The sequence below is a fragment of the Marinobacter sediminum genome (assembly GCF_023657445.1).
Classification (GTDB): domain Bacteria; phylum Pseudomonadota; class Gammaproteobacteria; order Pseudomonadales; family Oleiphilaceae; genus Marinobacter; species Marinobacter sediminum_A.
The window spans coordinates 916,168-933,476 of sequence record NZ_JAGTWY010000001.1; the positions used below are offsets into that span (position 1 = coordinate 916,168).

At 54.6% G+C, this 17,309-nt stretch carries 16 protein-coding genes; 7 read left to right on the forward strand and 9 right to left on the reverse strand.

Translation table 11 applies throughout. From position 1 onward, the window contains the following. Positions 1-74: 74 nt before the first annotated feature. Entirely contained in the window at positions 75-320 is a 246-nt protein-coding gene (gene tusA / locus KFJ24_RS04415; protein ID WP_250829864.1) for a sulfurtransferase TusA, read from the forward strand. A gap of 6 nt (positions 321-326) precedes the next feature. On the opposite strand, the gene dsbD is transcribed toward tusA, so the two are convergent. Further along, positions 327-2,246, reverse strand: coding sequence for a protein-disulfide reductase DsbD (gene dsbD / locus KFJ24_RS04420; protein WP_250829865.1), 1,920 nt, complete (start codon positions 2,244-2,246; stop codon positions 327-329). Between the two features lie 160 nt (positions 2,247-2,406). Here dsbD and KFJ24_RS04425 point away from each other — a divergent pair, with 160 nt between their 5' ends. The 3 genes from KFJ24_RS04425 to pdxB are packed head-to-tail and all read left to right on the forward strand — an operon-like array spanning position 2,407 to position 5,446. Beyond that, positions 2,407-2,997 (forward strand): elongation factor P hydroxylase, encoded by a 591-nt coding sequence (locus KFJ24_RS04425; protein ID WP_250829866.1) that lies wholly within the window; start codon positions 2,407-2,409, stop codon positions 2,995-2,997. Then, entirely contained in the window at positions 2,994-4,274 is a 1,281-nt protein-coding gene (locus KFJ24_RS04430) for a DEAD/DEAH box helicase (RefSeq protein WP_250829867.1), read from the forward strand. The genes KFJ24_RS04425 and KFJ24_RS04430 overlap by 4 nt, the downstream gene beginning before the upstream one ends. Positions 4,275-4,291: 17 nt before the next feature. Further along, on the forward strand, positions 4,292-5,446 hold the full coding sequence (pdxB, locus tag KFJ24_RS04435) for a 4-phosphoerythronate dehydrogenase PdxB (protein WP_250829868.1): 1,155 nt from the start codon (positions 4,292-4,294) through the stop codon (positions 5,444-5,446). 56 nt (positions 5,447-5,502) lie between these two features. Here the strand turns inward: pdxB and htpX are convergent, their stop codons facing one another. From htpX to KFJ24_RS04450, 3 genes are all read right to left on the reverse strand, one after another. Next, on the reverse strand, positions 5,503-6,384 hold the full coding sequence (gene htpX / locus KFJ24_RS04440) for a protease HtpX (RefSeq protein ID WP_250829869.1): 882 nt from the start codon (positions 6,382-6,384) through the stop codon (positions 5,503-5,505). A 95-nt stretch (positions 6,385-6,479) separates the two neighbouring features. After that, positions 6,480-6,947, reverse strand: a complete 468-nt coding sequence (locus KFJ24_RS04445; RefSeq protein WP_250829870.1) for a hypothetical protein — start codon at positions 6,945-6,947, stop codon at positions 6,480-6,482. Positions 6,948-6,957: 10 nt separating this feature from the next. Beyond that, on the reverse strand, positions 6,958-8,172 hold the full coding sequence (locus KFJ24_RS04450) for a pyridoxal phosphate-dependent aminotransferase (protein WP_250829871.1): 1,215 nt from the start codon (positions 8,170-8,172) through the stop codon (positions 6,958-6,960). A gap of 217 nt (positions 8,173-8,389) precedes the next feature. Here KFJ24_RS04450 and KFJ24_RS04455 point away from each other — a divergent pair, with 217 nt between their 5' ends. Then, positions 8,390-8,914, forward strand: coding sequence for a glutathione peroxidase (locus KFJ24_RS04455; protein WP_284709154.1), 525 nt, complete (start codon positions 8,390-8,392; stop codon positions 8,912-8,914). Between the two features lie 2 nt (positions 8,915-8,916). Further along, positions 8,917-9,384 carry a MarR family winged helix-turn-helix transcriptional regulator gene (locus tag KFJ24_RS04460; RefSeq protein ID WP_250829872.1) on the forward strand — a complete coding sequence of 156 codons (468 nt, stop codon included), beginning with the start codon at positions 8,917-8,919 and terminating at the stop codon, positions 9,382-9,384. Here the strand turns inward: KFJ24_RS04460 and KFJ24_RS04465 are convergent. Then, a complete protein-coding gene (locus KFJ24_RS04465; RefSeq protein ID WP_250829873.1) occupies positions 9,347-11,683 on the reverse strand; it encodes a hybrid sensor histidine kinase/response regulator in 2,337 nt (778 codons plus the stop codon). The genes KFJ24_RS04460 and KFJ24_RS04465 overlap by 38 nt on opposite strands. 15 nt (positions 11,684-11,698) lie before the next feature. Continuing rightward, positions 11,699-12,472: a hypothetical protein gene (locus KFJ24_RS04470; protein ID WP_250829874.1), complete on the reverse strand. Its 774-nt coding sequence runs from the start codon at positions 12,470-12,472 to the stop codon at positions 11,699-11,701. A gap of 258 nt (positions 12,473-12,730) precedes the next feature. Between KFJ24_RS04470 and KFJ24_RS04475 the strand changes: the two genes are divergently transcribed. After that, a complete protein-coding gene (locus KFJ24_RS04475; protein WP_250829875.1) occupies positions 12,731-13,741 on the forward strand; it encodes a LysR family transcriptional regulator in 1,011 nt (336 codons plus the stop codon). On the opposite strand, the gene KFJ24_RS04480 is transcribed toward KFJ24_RS04475, so the two are convergent. From KFJ24_RS04480 to purB, 3 genes are read right to left on the reverse strand one after another with little or no spacing between them, the layout of a single operon-like run. Then, positions 13,730-14,695 (reverse strand): GNAT family N-acetyltransferase, encoded by a 966-nt coding sequence (locus KFJ24_RS04480; protein ID WP_250829876.1) that lies wholly within the window; start codon positions 14,693-14,695, stop codon positions 13,730-13,732. The two genes, KFJ24_RS04475 and KFJ24_RS04480, sit on opposite strands and share 12 nt — an antisense overlap. Before the next feature lie 9 nt (positions 14,696-14,704). Further along, a complete protein-coding gene (locus KFJ24_RS04485) occupies positions 14,705-15,856 on the reverse strand; it encodes a cupin domain-containing protein (RefSeq protein ID WP_250829877.1) in 1,152 nt (383 codons plus the stop codon). 16 nt (positions 15,857-15,872) lie between these two features. Beyond that, positions 15,873-17,240 (reverse strand): adenylosuccinate lyase, encoded by a 1,368-nt coding sequence (gene purB, locus KFJ24_RS04490; protein ID WP_250829878.1) that lies wholly within the window; start codon positions 17,238-17,240, stop codon positions 15,873-15,875. Positions 17,241-17,309: the final 69 nt, after the last annotated feature.

Sequence of the window (17,309 nt, forward strand, 5' to 3'; positions counted from 1 at the left end):
TTCGTTTTAACTGGTGTAAACAATAATTTAGCACGTATTCCTGAAAAATCAGGTTAGTGGAAAGGAGAAGTGTTTTGACGGCTGAAAAATACGACGCGGAGCTGGATGCCCGCGGGCTATTTTGCCCGGAGCCCGTGATGATGTTGCACAATCGCATCAATGACGTTGATCCCGGGGGCACCTTGAGGGTTATTGCGACGGATCCCTCAACAACCAGGGATATACCAAGGTTTTGCCAGTTTCTGGGGCATGAACTGATCAGTGAGCAGGAGCAGGGTGGAGAGTTTGTTTTCATGATCCGCCGAGGCGGGGGGGCGTAATCGTCTTCATGCGTCAATACCCAGCTCTGTGAGGTGGTTTAGAAACTCGTCCCGGTCCATCTCACCGAGAACCCGCTGGCCGGCCAGCTCCTGACCATCCCTTCGGTAGAACAGAATGGCTGGCGGGCCAAAAAGTCCCAGTTCGTTCAGAAGAGCCTGCTGGGCGGCGGTGTTTTCCGTCAGGTCAATCTGCAGGAGTTTATAGGGTGCCAGCGCCTGAATAACCTGGGGATCACTGAAAACGTTCCGCTCCATAACTTTGCACGAGATGCACCAATCCGCGTAGAAATCGAGGACGACCGGACGGTTTTCATTGCTGGCTTTCGCCAGCATTGCACGTATTCTCTCCGGAGCTTCCATTCGATCGAAGCTGGCCTGCCCGGCGGTCACTCCAGGGCCTGAAGTGACCGGTGCCGCTGTGAATGGTGCCAGAGGTTTTAATGGATCACTGGCACCACCAACGGCGCCGGCAAGCAGGGCCAGGCCGTAGGCGAATAAAACCAGGCCAAGTCCCTTACGGGTTCGCTCCCAGCCGGCCTTTGCTGCATCAAAGGCCCCAAGCTGGACCCCGGTAATGGCAATAAGAATTCCCCAAAGCATCAGCGCCAGCCAGGCAGGGACCAGCCGTTCGATCAGCCAGATAGCGACGGCCAGAAGCATGACACCATAGAAATGCTTGACTGTGGTCATCCAGTGACCGGAGCTTGGCAGCAGTTTTCGGCCGCCGACAGCAACCAGGATCAGGGGAACCCCCATGCCAAGACCCATGGCAAACAGCGCAACGCCACCTATGAATGCATCCTGTGTGGTGGAAATATACAGCAGGCTTCCTGCTAACGGTGCTGATACGCATGGGGAAACAATCAGGGCCGACAGTGCACCAATCCCGAAAATACTGACGACGCGGGTGCCAGTCAGGCGGTGGCTGGCCTCGTTCAGTGGTTCGCGGATAAATCGGGGCAGCTGAATTTCAAACAGGTCGAACATGGATAACGCGAAGGCGACGAACAGTGCCGCGAAAACACCAAGCACCAGAGGCGACTGAAGCTGTGCCTGAAGATTAAAGCTTGCACCCAGCAAACCCGTAACGACGCCGGCCGCAGCGTAAGTAAGGGCCATTCCCAGTACGTAACTTCCAGAAAGCATGAGGGCGTGAGCGGTTGTGCGGGTGTTGTGCCCGGAGACCAGTGTCGAGATGATTGGTACCATCGGCAGGACGCAGGGTGTGAAGGTCAGCCCCAGCCCCAAAAGGAAAAACACGCCAGCGATCACCGCGGTGGACTGGCGGGAAAGAAACCCGGCGAGACCCGTCGCTGAAGAGGTATCGACCACATCCCTGGGGCCGGTGCTGTTATCACTGCTCTGGACGCGGTTGACCGCGGAATCATTCGAAGAGACGTTTGAGGCGGTGCCGGAAGAGCTCCCGGGGTAATACAGTACATCCCGGGTTTGGGGCGGGTAGCATAGCCCCGCTTTGGCACAGCCCTGGTAGGTAACCTGCAGCTGAGCTTCGCTGACGCCCTCCGGCAGGGTTATCGGGACCCGGGCCTCCACCGGATCATAAAAGACGGACACTTTTCCGAAGTATTCGTCCTGAATAGTCTCGCCTTTGAGCGAGAACTGTGGCTTTCCAGTTTCGACGCCTTCCGTGACAGGGGTAATGCGCACGCGGCCCTGATAGAGGTAGTGACCCGGCGTAATGTTCCAGGAAAGAATGACGGCGCCGTTATCTGTGCTGTAACTGAAAGGCAGCGCTTCATCGACAGGCAGAAAGCCATTATCGGTACCACCGAACAAAGAACTGCTGCTGTTCCCGAGAGCCATCACGCTGCCAGTGGACAGTAACAGCGTCAAAAAGGCTAGAATTGGAGTCAATAGCCGTGTTTTCTGTTGGCAGTCGTCGAGTACCGCAGCGAAGGCTGTCATAGGTTTTTCTGATTCCTGTCTGGTCATCGTTTCGAGGCGAAGTGTCCGTGACGGGTTACTTGTCACGCTGACCGTGTTGGTTTCAGCGTCAATGGACAAGGGTGGAGGACCAAAGTTCCCTCTGGTATTGAACGCAGTAAAGTCGCACAATAGCCACCCAATGAATCACAGTCCAAATGATCTTATCATGCTGTTTAATGACCTGTTCCGGGAAACTTACCGGACGATTCTGGTCAGAGGCAACGATGAACCTGAGTACTTGCCTGCGAGCGGGCCCAATGGCCTTGCCCAGGTCATTTTTGCACACGGCTATTATGCCAGTGCTCTGCACGAAGTCAGCCACTGGTGTATCGCTGGTGAGCACCGGCGCACACTTCATGACTATGGGTACTGGTACTGTCCGGACGGTCGTACGCCTGAACAGCAGCGCGCGTTTGAACAGGTGGAAGTCAGGCCGCAGGCGCTGGAGTGGCTTTTTTCAGTGGCAGCGGGCTCCCGATTCCACATTAGCGTGGATAACCTTTCCGGAGACGGAGCTGCGGACGACATGAGCTTCAGGCACAAGGTGGTGGAGCAGGCCGGGTTGTACCTGGTGGACGAGCTCCCAGGCCGGGCCTTAGACTTTTTGGACACTCTGAAATATTTTTATGGAACCGGAGATAACTTTGTCGAGGCCTGGCAGCAGGATATCCGACGAATCGCTCCGTCGTATTCCGAACTGGATAATCTGAGGAAAACTGAGACTGTATGACATCTGACCCAAAGCACACTGGCGACCTTCGGTTCCATGATCTGAATCTGGACAAGCGTTTGCTGGATGCCATTACGGCGATTGGATTCGAATACTGCACGCCCATTCAGGCTGAAACTCTCCCGTGGACTCTGGCATGTGAAGACCTCATCGGTCAGGCTCAGACTGGCACCGGGAAAACAGCGGCATTCCTGATTACCGCTATTCAGACTTTGCTGGAAACACCGATTCCTGAAAAGGAGAGGTTTGCTTCTGAACCACGGGTTCTGGCTTTGGCGCCAACCCGCGAGCTGGCGATGCAGATTGCCAAGGATGCGGAGCAGCTTTGCCAATATACCGGTCACAATGTTGTAACTGTTGTTGGTGGGATGAATTACGACAAGCAGCGGGATCAGTTGCAGAACGGAATTGTCGATATTCTGGTAGCCACTCCCGGACGCCTGATTGATTTTCTAGGATCCCAGGACGTTTTCCTTGACCAGCTTGATATCCTGATCCTCGATGAGGCGGACCGGATGCTGGACATGGGCTTTATTCCCGATGTTAAGCGGATCATCCGCAAGTGCACCGCGAAGGACGATCGTCAGACACTGCTGTTTAGTGCCACGTTTAATCAGGATGTTCTCAACCTGGCTTCCATGTGGACCAAAAATGCCGAGTTTGTGGAAATCGAACCCGAGCAAAAGACGGCAGAACGGGTCGAACAGACGGTATATCTTGTTGGTGACGACGAGAAACTGCCTGTTTTGGTGAATTACCTCAAGCGCCCGGAAGTGGAGAAGGCCCTTGTCTTTGCCAATCGTCGGGACCAGTGTCGTGACCTGGAAGAGGATCTGCGCAACCAGGGAGTCAAGGTGTCCCTGATGTCGGGCGAAATAGCCCAGAATAAACGCCTTAAAACTCTGGATCAGTTCAAGAAAGGCAGCATTCAGGTCCTGGTGGCTACGGATGTGGCCGGTCGTGGTATTCACGTTAATGGTGTGACTCACGTGTTTAACTACAATCTTCCCGACAATGCGGAGGATTATGTACATCGTATTGGTCGCACCGGCCGTGCGGGCAAGCATGGGGTTTCCATCAGTTTTGCGGGTGAAGATGATTCGTTTGCGCTGCCGGCGATTGAGAGCTACATCAGCCAGAAACTGAAGACGGCGGTTCCCGATGAGGCACTCATGGCAACGATGGAGAACCCGCCCATTACCCGTAAACGCGGTGGTCGTCGCCCTCAGGGTGGACGTGGTCCGGGTAGTCGCAATCAGCGACCGCGCAGGAACTGATAGAGCCGGAAATGACAATGTTGATCGTAGCAGACGAGAATATTCCGTTACTTGACTCTTTTTTTGGAGATATCGGCGAGATACGTCGTGTGTCTGGACGGACCATGAGTGCCGATGATGTCAGGGATGCAGATATCCTTCTGGTGCGCTCCGTAACCAGAGTAGGTCGTGAATTACTCGAAGGCAGCCGGGTTCGTTTTGTCGGTACGGCAACGATCGGGACCGACCACGTAGATCGGGAGTGGTTGGAGCGGAACGGTATCAGTTTTTCAGCGGCGCCCGGATGCAACGCCAATAGCGTCGCCGAGTATGTGCTGTCGATCCTTTCCCTTCACGCCGAACAGCGTGGCCTGGAAGATTGGACCCGGATCAGCGTCGGTATTGTTGGTGTGGGCAATGTTGGCGGAGAAATCGCCCACAAACTGGATAGGCTTGGATTTGATATCCGGCTCTGTGACCCACCGAGGGCCGAGCGCGAAGAAGAAGGTGGTCCGCAGTTCGTGTCCCTTGCTGAGGCCCTTGAGTGCGATGTAGTGACTCTGCATACCCCGCTTACCAAAGAGCAGCCTTATTCCACATACCATATGGTCGGGGAGCGGGAGCTGGATGCGCTGACCTCGGACCAGCTGTTGATCAACGCAGGTCGTGGTGAGGTTGTCGATACAGTTGCACTGCAGGCCCGGCTGGAGCAGGGCGATGCACCTCTGGTGGCTCTGGATGTCTGGGAGCAGGAGCCTCGGATCAGTCCGGATCTCGTTGATCAGCTCTGGCTTGCAACGCCACATGTTGCCGGGTATAGCCTTGAAGGTAAGGTTCAGGGTACGGAGATGATTTACCAGGCATTGAGCCGTTTCCTTGGTTTGCCAGTCCGTAAGAAAGCGGGGCAGTTTCTGCCAGAACCTGCGCTGAGCAAGGTGTCCTTCACCAGTGCTGCCGATGAGGATGATGCTGTCAGAATTGCTTTGCGAGTCTGTTACGATCCGCGTCGGGACGATACACGCCTGAGAGCCGCCATGGGAGGGTCGGCGGATGAGCGGGCCGCCGCCTTTGACCGCTTGCGGCGGGACTATCCAGTGCGAAGGGAATGTTCCAGTCTGAAAGTCCAGCTCAAAGGGACCAGTAAGTCCTTGCAGGACAGTTTCCGTGCGATTGGATTCAAGCTGAAGATCTGACTGATTTCTGGCACGAAGATGAATAAAAAACCGGGGTCATTGCCCCGGTTTTTTATTTACAGGTTCGCCTGTTTTAAGGCCTTAATGCGGTCTTCCAAGGGCGGATGGGTCATGAACAGGGCACTCAAGCCTGCTCGCGCTCCCCGGTTAATACCAAAAGCCTGCAGAGTGTCCGGCATCTGATCCGGCACTTCGCTTTCCTCTTTCAGCCGCGCGAGAGCGCTGATCATGGCTGTCCGGCCCGCGAGCTGGGCACCTGCAATGTCTGCCCGGAACTCACGGCGACGGGAGAACCAGAAGACGATTGTGCTCGCCAGTATGCCCAGTACGATCTCGGCGACAATACTGACAACAAAAAAACCGATGCCATGGCCGCTTTCGTTTTTGAATACCACCCGGTCGACAAACGAGCCGATGACGCGGGACGCGAAGATCACAAAGGTGTTGACGACGCCCTGAATCAACGCAAGCGTGACCATGTCACCATTGGCAACGTGGCCTATTTCATGGCCGAGCACGGCCCGAATTTCATTCTTGTCAAAGCGCTGCAGCAAACCCTCGCTGACGGCAACGAGGGCGTTATTCTTGTTCCACCCTGTGGCAAAGGCATTGGATTGGGATGCAGGGAAGATAGCAACCTCAGGCATTCCGATACCGGCATTGCTTGCCAGTTCAGCCACAGTATCTACCAGCCAGCGCTCAGCCGGGCTACGCGGAGATTCAATGATCTTCGCACGGGTGCTCCATTTGGCCATGCGCTTGGAGATCAGTAGCGAAATAATTGAACCCGCAAAGCCAAAGACCGCGGCGAATGCCAGTAGTGGCCCATATTGAATGCCATACTGAGACAGGTAGCTGTCCACGCCCAGCAGTCGCAGCGTGAAGCTGGCCACAAGAATGACGGCCAGGTTTGTTGCCAAAAACAACAGAATGCGCATGTGAATTCCTTGATCTGTTAATCGAACACCTGCAAGCCATGCATGGGACCACAATATGTGGCCATGGTTCACACGTTCAATGGATTTACAGGAATTTAACGCTCCTTGTCGGCAAAGAAGGTGGCCTGAACGGTCTCGCTAATATGCCCGGAGTGACCGCTTTTCAGAGCTGTGCGGATCAGGTGAATATAGGTCGACAGGTCTTTCTTTACCGAAGGCGGCAGATTTCCTCCGGCCTGGTCCGGGTCGTGTCCGGATTCACGGGTAAGATAAGCCGGTGCCGGGGCGCTAAGGCGAACAAAGGCGGTACGAGTGAGTACGGCCTGATCCAGAGCTTCCTGACGGATGGTGTCCACGTATCGGAGCAGCCCTTCTTCCTCAAGCCACAGCAGGGCCCCGAAACAGGCCATATGCCGTTTGCTGTGTAGCCCGAATTCATCCGGTTCGTCCGGGCCTGCTATATCCTCGACGAACAGGTTTACCCTTCTTGGAAAGGCCCCATAGAGCTGCACCAGTGCAATGGCAACATCTTTATAAAACTCCTCGACGTGAATGTCCGCCATGAAAACTCCGTTACTGCTGATAATTGCCCAGGAAATGTCCAAGCCGCGACATGGCGTCTTCGAGGGTATCCTCCCTGGGCAGGAACACAACGCGCAGGTGCTGCTTGTCGTCGATATTAAAAGCCGAGCCCTGCACCAGCAGAATCTTCTCCTGGATCAGAAGATCCAGCACGAGCTTCTCGTCATTGGCGATCGGGAATTTCTTCGGGTCCAGTTTCGGGAAAAGGTAAAGTGCGCCCTGTGGTTTGACGCAACTAACACCGGGAATATCGTTCAACATCCGCCAGGCCGTCTCGCGCTGTTCAAATAGCCGTCCGCCCGGGGCCACCAGGTCATTAATGGACTGGTATCCACCGAGTGCGGTCTGAATGGCAAGCTGGGCGGGAACGTTGGCGCACAGGCGCATGTTGGAAAGCATTTCAATACCCTCCATCAGGTCTGTTGCCCGATGCTTGGCGCCACTGATGATCATCCAGCCAGAGCGGTACCCGGCCGCCCGATAGTTCTTTGAAAGGCCATTGTAGGTAAAAAAGAGCACGTCATCCGCCAAAGACGCGGTAGACACATGGGTGGTGCCATCGTAAAGAATCTTGTCGTAGATCTCGTCCGACAAAACGATGAGGTTGTGTTGACGGGCCAGTTCGATGACCTGTTCAAGCAACTCCGTGGAATAGACAGCGCCCGTGGGGTTATTCGGGTTGATCAGAACGATGGCCCGGGTGCGTCGGGTGATTTTCTTGCGGATGTCATCGATATCAGGGAACCAGTCCTGCTGTTCGTCACATCGATAGTGCACCGGCTTGCCACTGGATAGGGTCACGGCTGCGGTCCAGAGGGGGTAATCCGGTGCCGGGATCAGGACTTCATCGCCGGTATTCAGCATCGCCTGCATGGTCATCACGATCAGTTCGCTGACGCCGTTGCCGAGGAAAATATCATCGATATCGACCTTGTCGATACCACGCTGCTGACAATAGTGCATCACGGCCTTACGGGCAGAAAACAGGCCTTTGGATTCAACATAGCCCTGAGCCTGGTGCATGTTGTAGATGACGTCCTGCTGAATTTCTTCCGGAACATCCAGTTCAAACGCGGCAGGGTTGCCGATATTGAGTTTGAGTACCCGGTGGCCTTCCTCTTCGAGGCGACGCGCTTCCCGCAGAACTACGCCACGTATTTCGTAACACACGTTATCCAGCTTGGCGGATTTGTAGTAGTTCTGCATAAGACCCGGGTTTCCTTCATCTGAGTGCGGAAAATAAGATTTGCCGTAGGGCAGGCCTTTATTCTAGCGGAGCGAAGGGCGCGGGCAACAGGGTAATTATGATGAATTGTGGCGTAGTCAGGGATATTTAGCGGGCAAAGCTGAAGTCAATTTTCAGATAGCTCCTCTCAGGGACCGGAAAGTCGTGTATTTCCCAAAAGAGTTGTGCACAATATAAATGTGCAAAATACAAAATACAGAAAAATGGAGAGCTGCCGTGTCTGAACAAAGCATTTACGATTTCACCGTGAGCGATATCAAGGGCAATGAAAAAAGCATGGCCGACTATCAGGGCAAAGTACTTCTGATCGTCAATACTGCAAGCAAATGTGGGTTCACACCCCAGCTTGAAGGGTTGCAGGGCCTGCATGCCGAGCTGGGCGACCGTGGTCTGGAGGTACTGGGTTTTCCCTGTAATCAGTTTATGAACCAGGATCCGGGCAATAATGATTCAATCAGTGAGTTCTGCAGCCTCAATTACGGTGTAGATTTCCCGATGTTCTCGAAGATTGAGGTCAATGGGGATGGCGCTCACCCGCTCTTCCAGTTTTTGAAAAAAGAAGCGAAGGGGGTGATGGGATCCGAGAAGGTTAAATGGAACTTCACCAAGTTTCTGATTGGCCGGGATGGAAAAGTGATTCGTCGTTATCCGCCGACAGCCAAGCCGCAGGACATTCGAAAAGACATCGAGAACTTACTGTAATCATGGATGCCTCAAATGATCTGCTGGCTCTGGATAACCAGATCTGTTTTGCCCTTTATGCGGCGAGCAGGGAAATAACTGCGCGTTATCGCCCACTGCTGGCAGATCTTGAGCTGACCTATCCCCAGTATCTGGTGATGCTTGTGCTCTGGGAGCAGGAACTTGCGGGGAATGTCACTCGCGTTTCGAGCCTGGGGAAACGGCTGCGCCTTGATTCAGGCACGCTGACGCCCTTGCTTAAGAGACTGGCTGATCGTGGGCTGGTTCTCAGGCAGAGAAGCACTGAGGATGAACGCGTGGTGACGCTGTCGCTCACCGAATCGGGTCGAGCCTTGCGGGCAAAAGCTGAGGCCGTGCCGGGGCGACTTTTGTGTGGGCTTCGGATTGCCCCTGAACGTCTGCTGGCTCTCCGGAAGGAGCTTAAGGCCGTGCTTATGGCTTTGGAGGAAGAAGGGGAGCCCAGCGGTTGATGGCTGATTTCAGCTCCTCACGGTTGTAAGGTTTGGTGATGTAGTCATTCATCCCGGATGCAATACAGTCCTCCCTGTCACCCTGCATAACGTTGGCAGTCACTGCGATAACGGGCAGGTCCTGCCAGTCTTTGTTCTCGCGGATTTTGCGGGTTGCTTCGTAACCGTCCATCACGGGCATCTGGCAATCCATCAGAACCAGGTCATAGCCCTTGATCTTCAGGGCCTCAAGGGCTCTCTGGCCGTTCTCGGCATGATCGACCTGGTGCCCCAGCTTTTTCAGAAGGCTGCTGGCAACGAGTTGATTAACCTGATTATCTTCCACAAGCAGGATGTTTAGCGAACGAGAGGGCAGTTCTTTGGTGGTTTTCTGTGCCTCTCGATCTTTGGGCTCCTTCGGGGTGATTCCGGCGGCCAGACACAGACAGCGGTGCAGTTCACTTCTGCGCAACGGGAGTGAAAGTACCTGCTGACCCGGTTTTCCGGGGCTGACAGTACCTGTGCGGTCAGCCAGGATGACACCTTGTCCGGTCCAGGCATTGGCGAACGCTATCGCTTCATGATCTTCGGCAGTCGCCGCAACCACCAGAATGCCTTCCGGGTACCTGCTTGCGCCCCGGACCGGGATATCCCATGCCCTCAGTTGTGACTCAATGGCGAGCCTGTGAGGGTTGTTGGGTGGAATGGACATGGCCACGCCGGTATCCCGAAGCCTGGCTGCGAAGTCGGGCAGACCTTGTGAACCGCTATCGTCATGGAGCGGAAGGGGAAGGGTTACGGTAAAGTGAGTGCCGCTTCCTTCCCGGGAATCCACCAGGATTTGACCGTGCATGCGTTCAACCAGCTGGCGGCACAGTGTCAGGCCAAGGCCAGTGCCGCCATAGAGTCGTGTGGTATCTGCATCCGCCTGAGAAAAGGGGGAAAAAATACGGTGTAATCCCTCGTTGGACATGCCAATACCGGTGTCGATGACGTCAATGCGCAAACTGCCGCCCGAATAAGTGGTCTTAATGCGCACCGAGCCCCCTTCGGTAAATTTGATTGCGTTACTTAGCAGGTTGTTAAGGATCTGCCTTGTCCGGGTGGGGTCACCCAGGAAGCTTTCCGGAAGGGTGGGGTCGATCTCGTTTACCAGATCAATGTGTTTCCTTCGAGCCTGCTGGGCGTGCAGGGTGGTGCAGTCTTCAATCAGGTCTCGGATGCTGAAAGGTATGTTTTCCAGGCTGAGCTTACCGGCCTCAACCTTGGAAATGTCGAGGATGTCATTCAGCAAAGAAAGCAGGCTTTCACAGGCATTCAGGGCAATTTCCAGGCGGTTGCGTTGTCCGGTATCCAGATTGCCTTCAAGTGCAAGGCCCAGCATGCCGAGCACGCCATTGAGCGGTGTCCGGATTTCATGGCTCATACTGGCGAGGAAATTGGCCCGGCCCCTGGCTCGACGAACTGCATCCTCTTTGGCTTTTACCAGTGCCCGGTTGCCGCGCTGAAGGGCGTCGCTCTTTTCCGAGATCTGGCGGGTACGGTCTTCAACTTCCCGCTCCAGCTGGCTGGAGTAATTCTTCATCGCGCTTTCGGCGGTTCGGAGTTGGGCAAGGGTGGCATCCATGGTCTGGAGGTGCTGATTTATTATCCCTACCATGGCTCCGATTTCGTCTTCCTGATGGTTGGCAGGAACCGGCAATCGGACCTTTTCCGGTGTGCTGGGCTTAACCTGGCTCAGGGCACTAATCACATTCAACATCGGCCTGGTAAGCACCATGAAAAAGAGGCCCAGCAAGGCTACCGATAAAATAAGGCTCTTGAGCAGGCCGCTGATCAGTGTGTAGCTCGCGCGTTCAAGGAACTGAAGGCCGTAGTGATAGGTGTCTATGGTGATAATCAGCTGACCCAGGGGCAGGTCTTCAAGCTGGGGTACCCGGAGTTCCTGGCTGAAGACCCGGCTTGAGCCGAACATCAGATCGCTGGCCCATCGATACGGTGAAACCGGGCTGCTTTGGCTGGCCGCGGCCATAGTCTGCCCTTCACTGTCAGTTATTCTGACATCAATGGTCGCCGGATGGCGAAGCAGGCCGTCAAGCAGCTCCTCGGCGAGCCGGACATCAATGTTGTAGGCAATCTGGGAGGCAGGGCTGACACTAATGTCGATCAATGCCCGGACTTCTGCCGCCATGGCATCCCGGGCATTGAAATAATCCAGAGTGATCTGCGCGATGTTGAGGATCAGACCCAGCGCCATGGCGACCAATACCGTATCTCGGGTGAGCCGGTAGGAAAGCCGCTGTCTGAAGCCTTTGATCACGAGTAGTTGCTGCCCTTAGTCGTCGTAGTCTGCCTTTTTCTTCCATTCATCGTCATGAAGGAAGGTATCCCATTCCCGATCGAGCTTGGATTGTGACTCGGAAATGGCGGTATCTTTGCCTTCAGAACTTATGGCTTCCAGCTCCTTGATGCGGGTGCGGAAGCTTTTGACCGCTTTCATTGCCAGTGGGTTTTCACGGGATTTGCCCATTTCGGTGCTGGCCAGGTGGTAGGCATGTATAGCCTTACGGATCTGATTCTGTTTGACATAATCCCGAGCCTGGAAAACATGCAGGTCGGCGTGCGTCTTGTGAACCAGAAACAGGACATACTTGAGGTTCTTCTTGGCGGTTGAAGTATCAACGCGCCCGCTCTTGTGCATCGCCTCAATCATCTTGAATAAGTTCTGTAGAAGCTCCTTAACATGGGCGGACTTCTCCGGAGAATCGATCTTGACGGGTGTTCGGGGGTCCCGCTTTTCGACGATCTCGTTCTTGAGGTGCTGGGCGGACTCTTGCCATTTTTTTACAGGCAGATCCGATTTCAGCCTCGTAAGTTCAGCGCAGGCATCCTCCATGCGTTTGATCAGCAGGAGTTTCAGATCAGCACTCAGATATTGCCCCGGAATCTCCGAAAGTAGGCTATGGGCTCTCTTGTAGGCGTCTTCCTGAGCGGTAATCTTACGAACACGCTCGATACGGGCGCGTTCGCGCATCTGACTAAGAACGATGATGACGATCGAGACGGTAACGACGGCCGCCAGCAAAAGGACAATCGTAGTGGTATCCATGTTGTCAGTATTGACTCCGGCTTCGGGCTCAAATGGAGGCTGGTGGGTGAAACCGGCCTCAAAATACCGATACTTTTCAGTAAGTGACAGAAAGAGTAGCAGAGATGGGGCATTGAAACCGTTTAGAAATGTGAAAGATCGAAGGGCTTTTATTTAGATTATGAATGCAGTATGTCGATAATATTGTCGTTATGAATGACGGTTGATAAGGTTAAGTGGCAATAAAGAATGTTTTTCGCGTAAAGCCCGGAGTAACTCATGGACATTTCCCGCGTTGATCTTAATCTGCTTGTCTATCTGGACGTATTGTTGCGGGAACGCAATGTCACCAAGGCGGCCAATCACCTGGGCATAACCCAACCGGCCATGAGCAACGGCCTGAGAAGGCTGCGTGATCTGTTCAGTGATCCTTTGCTGGTCAGAACCAGTGAGGGTATGACTGCTACAGAGCGGGCAAGAGAGTTGCAGCCGCTGGTGAGAGGAATCCTGTCCGATATTGAACAGGCGGTGCACGAAAAAACACCGTTTTCGGCCCTGGAAAGTCAGCGGGTTTTCCGCATTATGGCCAGTGACTATGCGGAATCCTGCCTGATGCCCCGAGTTTTGAGGCGAATCCGTCAGGAGGCTCCCCACGTGACACTGGATGTACTCACCCCCAGTGATGTGAGTTTTCTGGATGTGGAACAGGGTCGCCTTGATATGGCCATAAACCGGTTCGACAAGATCCCTCAGTCATTTCATCAGAAGACCCTGTGGACTGAATACTTTGCCTGCTTGATGAATGCTCGTAACCCGATTCTGAAGGAGCCGTTCACCCTGGATACCTATCTGGAGGCGAGTCATATCTGGGTCAGTAAAACCGGCTTTGGTGTTGGTGTTGGGGTTAATCCAAAGGATGTGCAGCGGCTTGGCTGGGTGGATGAAGCGCTCTCAAGAATGGGGCGCAAACGTCAGATTTCGGTGTTTACCCGGCATTACCAGGTGGCGATGTTGCTGGCCGAGCAGCACGACCTTATTGCGACCTTGCCCTCCCGTGCGGCGTGGTTGCAAAAGGACAACGCCAATCTGGTGGTCAAGGTCCCACCTTTCGAAATCCCACCCTTTGAATTGAAAATGGCATGGAGTCCGTTGTTGCAGCACAACACGGATCATCAATGGCTAAGGAAGCTGATTGCCGAGGTGGCTGAAGAAGTAGATACCGAATTTGCACCTTTTGGTGCCCAGTTTGAATCGGCTGAGGCGCCTCGGGCACACCATTCAGAGCGGTAATTCCCTGAGTTCAAGAGAACTTCGGCCTGCATCCCACATGCGCTGAAAGCTTTCGGAAAGCAGTTTTACCCGACCGCCATCCGAGAAGTTGGCAAATCCCTCCGGTTTGTAGAAGTCGTGGCGGTATACCACGCCTTCCCGGTCAACCAGAAGGAAGGGCTGATTTTCCATGGGGTAGTCGTCGTTTGCCAGCCGTAATTCGATTTTGCTTGGCAGGCGCCTCATTAGCTCCACAAGTTGGTGTCGGCGTTTGACCAGTGGCTTGTCATCGTGAATGAGCAGTCTTACCTCGCTCAATCGATGCTGGCGCGCCAGGGTGGATATGAGTTCACGGAAGCGGAATCGATCGTACAAATCGTGCTCAAGCAACCGGTCGTAGAGCCAAAGCCGCTGACCTGCCTGACCGGTCATGGAGTCCATCAGGCCGAGCATGTGACTTTCCCCGGCAAACAGCCAGGTTTGTGAGTCTTGCCCCAGAACCATTGGTTGTTCCCGCTTTCCCTGCTCCTGTGCAAGTAATGACGGTGCCAGGCAGCGCATGTCGGCGTGTGGAATGCCAGCATCATCGTAAAAATCGGAACAGATGTGAAAGCCGGATCGCTGATAAAAGGGAATGGCATGTTTCTGGGCTGAAAGTTTCAGTTCATTGAAATGGCCGGCAGCCTCACCGATCAGGTGCTGAAGCAAGGCCTCACCAATTCCTCGGCCGCGGAACCCGGGCAGGATTGCCATGCGACCAATATGGGCGGTTTCGTCCAGAGTGGAAAACAGTCGGGCCACCCCAACCGGTGTATTGTCCGGGAGAACGGCAAGATAATGGTCTGCAATCTCGTCGGTATCGTCCCATTCCAGCGAGGGTGGGACTTTCTGTTCATCAATAAAAACTTGCTGGCGAATCTCGCGGATATGGTGCGGGGCGAGTTGCCAGCTGTATTTCCTGAATCTCACGGTCATGGCGAGCAACTACTCGAAATAGACTGAGCCCTGATTGTACAGGGTAGATAAGAGACCAAGGAGAGTCTCATCTTTCGCAAAAGATTCCAGGGCAGTCATGTCAATCCGAGCATTGGCGCATAGTAGCGGTGCCAACGGTCTTGCATCCCCCTTGAGCAGATACTGTTCGCCATCCACGAAAAGAGCTGTTTCATCACCAAGTTCATGGTAGGCAAACCGGGAGCCTTCATTCCAGCGCAGCTGTTCGCCTGCGCGAAGGGCAACGTCGAAGTCTTCCGGCGATGCCGGTTCCTCGGCCGGGACAACAATGTCCATGCTCTTGGGGGCGGTGGCATACTGACCGAACCAGAGAGACAGTTGACGTCGGTTGCCCGTTTTTTCGCGAATGATGCTGTCCAGTCTGTCGATGACTTCCGGTTGGATGGTTCCGGGGTTGTCCTGGATCTTCAGGTCCGGGTCTGTGAGGTGGTCCGCTGCATCGGACTGACCGCAAAGAAAATCTGTGAAACCGGTCAGAAGGTCGTCGATGGTCGGCGCCCGGAATCCCACGGAAAGGGTTATACAGTCGTCTTCTGCGATACCGTGGTGGCCGACGCCCGGCGGTAGATACAGCATGTCACCCGGTTCCAGAGTGACTGTTTCCTGGCCCTCCCAGCTGCTCAGTATCCTGAGTGGGGTGCCTTCAACCCGGGGTGAGGTGTGGTCGCATTGACCGCCGAAGGTCCAGCGCCGATGGCCCTGTGCCTGGAGCAGGAACACATCGTATTGATCGAAGTGTGGCCCGACACTACCTCCCTTTGGGGCATAGCTGGCCATGATGTCATCCAGACGCCAGTTGGGTATGAACCGGAAGTGCTCCAGCAGATCGGCGATGTCGGGAACCCAGTGGTCCAGACCCTGAACCAGAAGCGTCCAGTCATGTTCCGGAAGCTGGCTGAACCTGTCCGGTGTGAAGGGGCCGTTGTGCAGTTGCCAGGGCTTGCCATCGTCATCCTCAATGACAATTCGGGACTCGACGCCTTCTTCACAGGCCAGACCTGCCAGCTCATCGGCGCTCACAGGGCATTGGAATCCCGGAAACGCCTGACGGATCACCAGCGGCTTCTTCTGCCAGTAGTCACGCAGAAATTCAGAGGGTGTCACTCCGCCAAGCATGTCCATGGTGCTGCTCCAGATGTTAAATGTTGCGCGCCTGATCTATGGCGTTGCCAATATAGTTGCCCGGCGTGAGCGCCATGAGCTCGGCCTTGGCCGTTTCAGGGATATCAAGCGTCTCTACGAAATTCTTGATCACTTCCGGTGTCATTGCCTTGCCCCGGGTCAAGGCCTTGAGTTTTTCGTAGGGTTTTTCGATATTGTAGCGGCGCATCACTGTCTGGATCGGTTCTGCAAGAACTTCCCAGGCGTGGTCGAGATCCTCGTCCAGGCGAGCGGGGTTGATTTCCAGTTTGCCCAGGCCCTTGAGGGACGCTTCATAGGCGATGAGGCTGTGGGCGAAGCCGACGCCCAGGTTTCGCAGCACCGTGGAGTCAGTCAGGTCACGCTGCCAGCGGGAAATTGGCAGTTTGGCAGACAGGTGGCCGAGCAGCGCATTGGCGATGCCCAGGTTGCCCTCGGAGTTCTCGAAATCAATCGGGTTGACCTTATGGGGCATGGTTGAAGAACCTACTTCCCCTTCGACGGTCTTCTGCTTGAAATAGCCGAGGGAAATGTAGCCCCAGATATCGCGGTCCAGATCAATCAGGATGGTGTTGAAACGGGCGACCGCGTCGTACAGCTCGGCAATGTAGTCATGAGGTTCGATCTGGGTGGTGTAAGGGTTCCAGTCGAGGCCCAGGCTCTCAATAAATTCCCTGGCATTGGCGGCCCAGTCAATCTGCGGATAGGCAGACAGGTGAGCATTGTAATTACCGACTGCACCGTTGATCTTGCCAAACAGTTCGATTGCCCTGATCTGTTTCAGTTGGCGTCGCAGGCGGTAAACCACGTTCGCCAGTTCCTTGCCGACGGTGGTCGGAGACGCTGTCTGGCCATGGGTACGGGACAGCATCGGCTGTTCCGCATGTTCCTGTGCGAGCTTGGCCAGTTGGTCGATGACACGATCCATGGCTGGCAGCATGCCGTGGTCAAGGCCTTCACGCAGCATAAGGGCGTGAGACAGGTTGTTGATATCCTCAGAGGTGCAGGCGAAATGAACGAACTCGGTCACCGCATGCAGTTCAGGAACCCCTGCAATTTTCTCTTTGATGAAGTACTCGACCGCTTTGACATCGTGATTGGTAGTGGTCTCAATGTCCTTGATGCGTTCAGCGTCCGGCAGGCTGAAATCGCTGATCATCTTGTCCAGAAATGCGTTGGCATCGCCGGAGAGTGGGGGCACTTCCGTAATTCCGGTGTGGGCAGCCAGTTTCTGCAGCCAGCGGATCTCGACGGTTACGCGGTTCCTGATCAGGCCATACTCACTGAAAATGTCACGGAAAACGCTGACTTTGCTGCCATAGCGTCCATCGACCGGGGAAATGGCGGTCAGGGCGGTGAGTTCCATCGAAAACCTCTCAAATCATCAAAGAATCGGGTCAAAAGAAAAATTGGGGGCACACATGATACACCACCA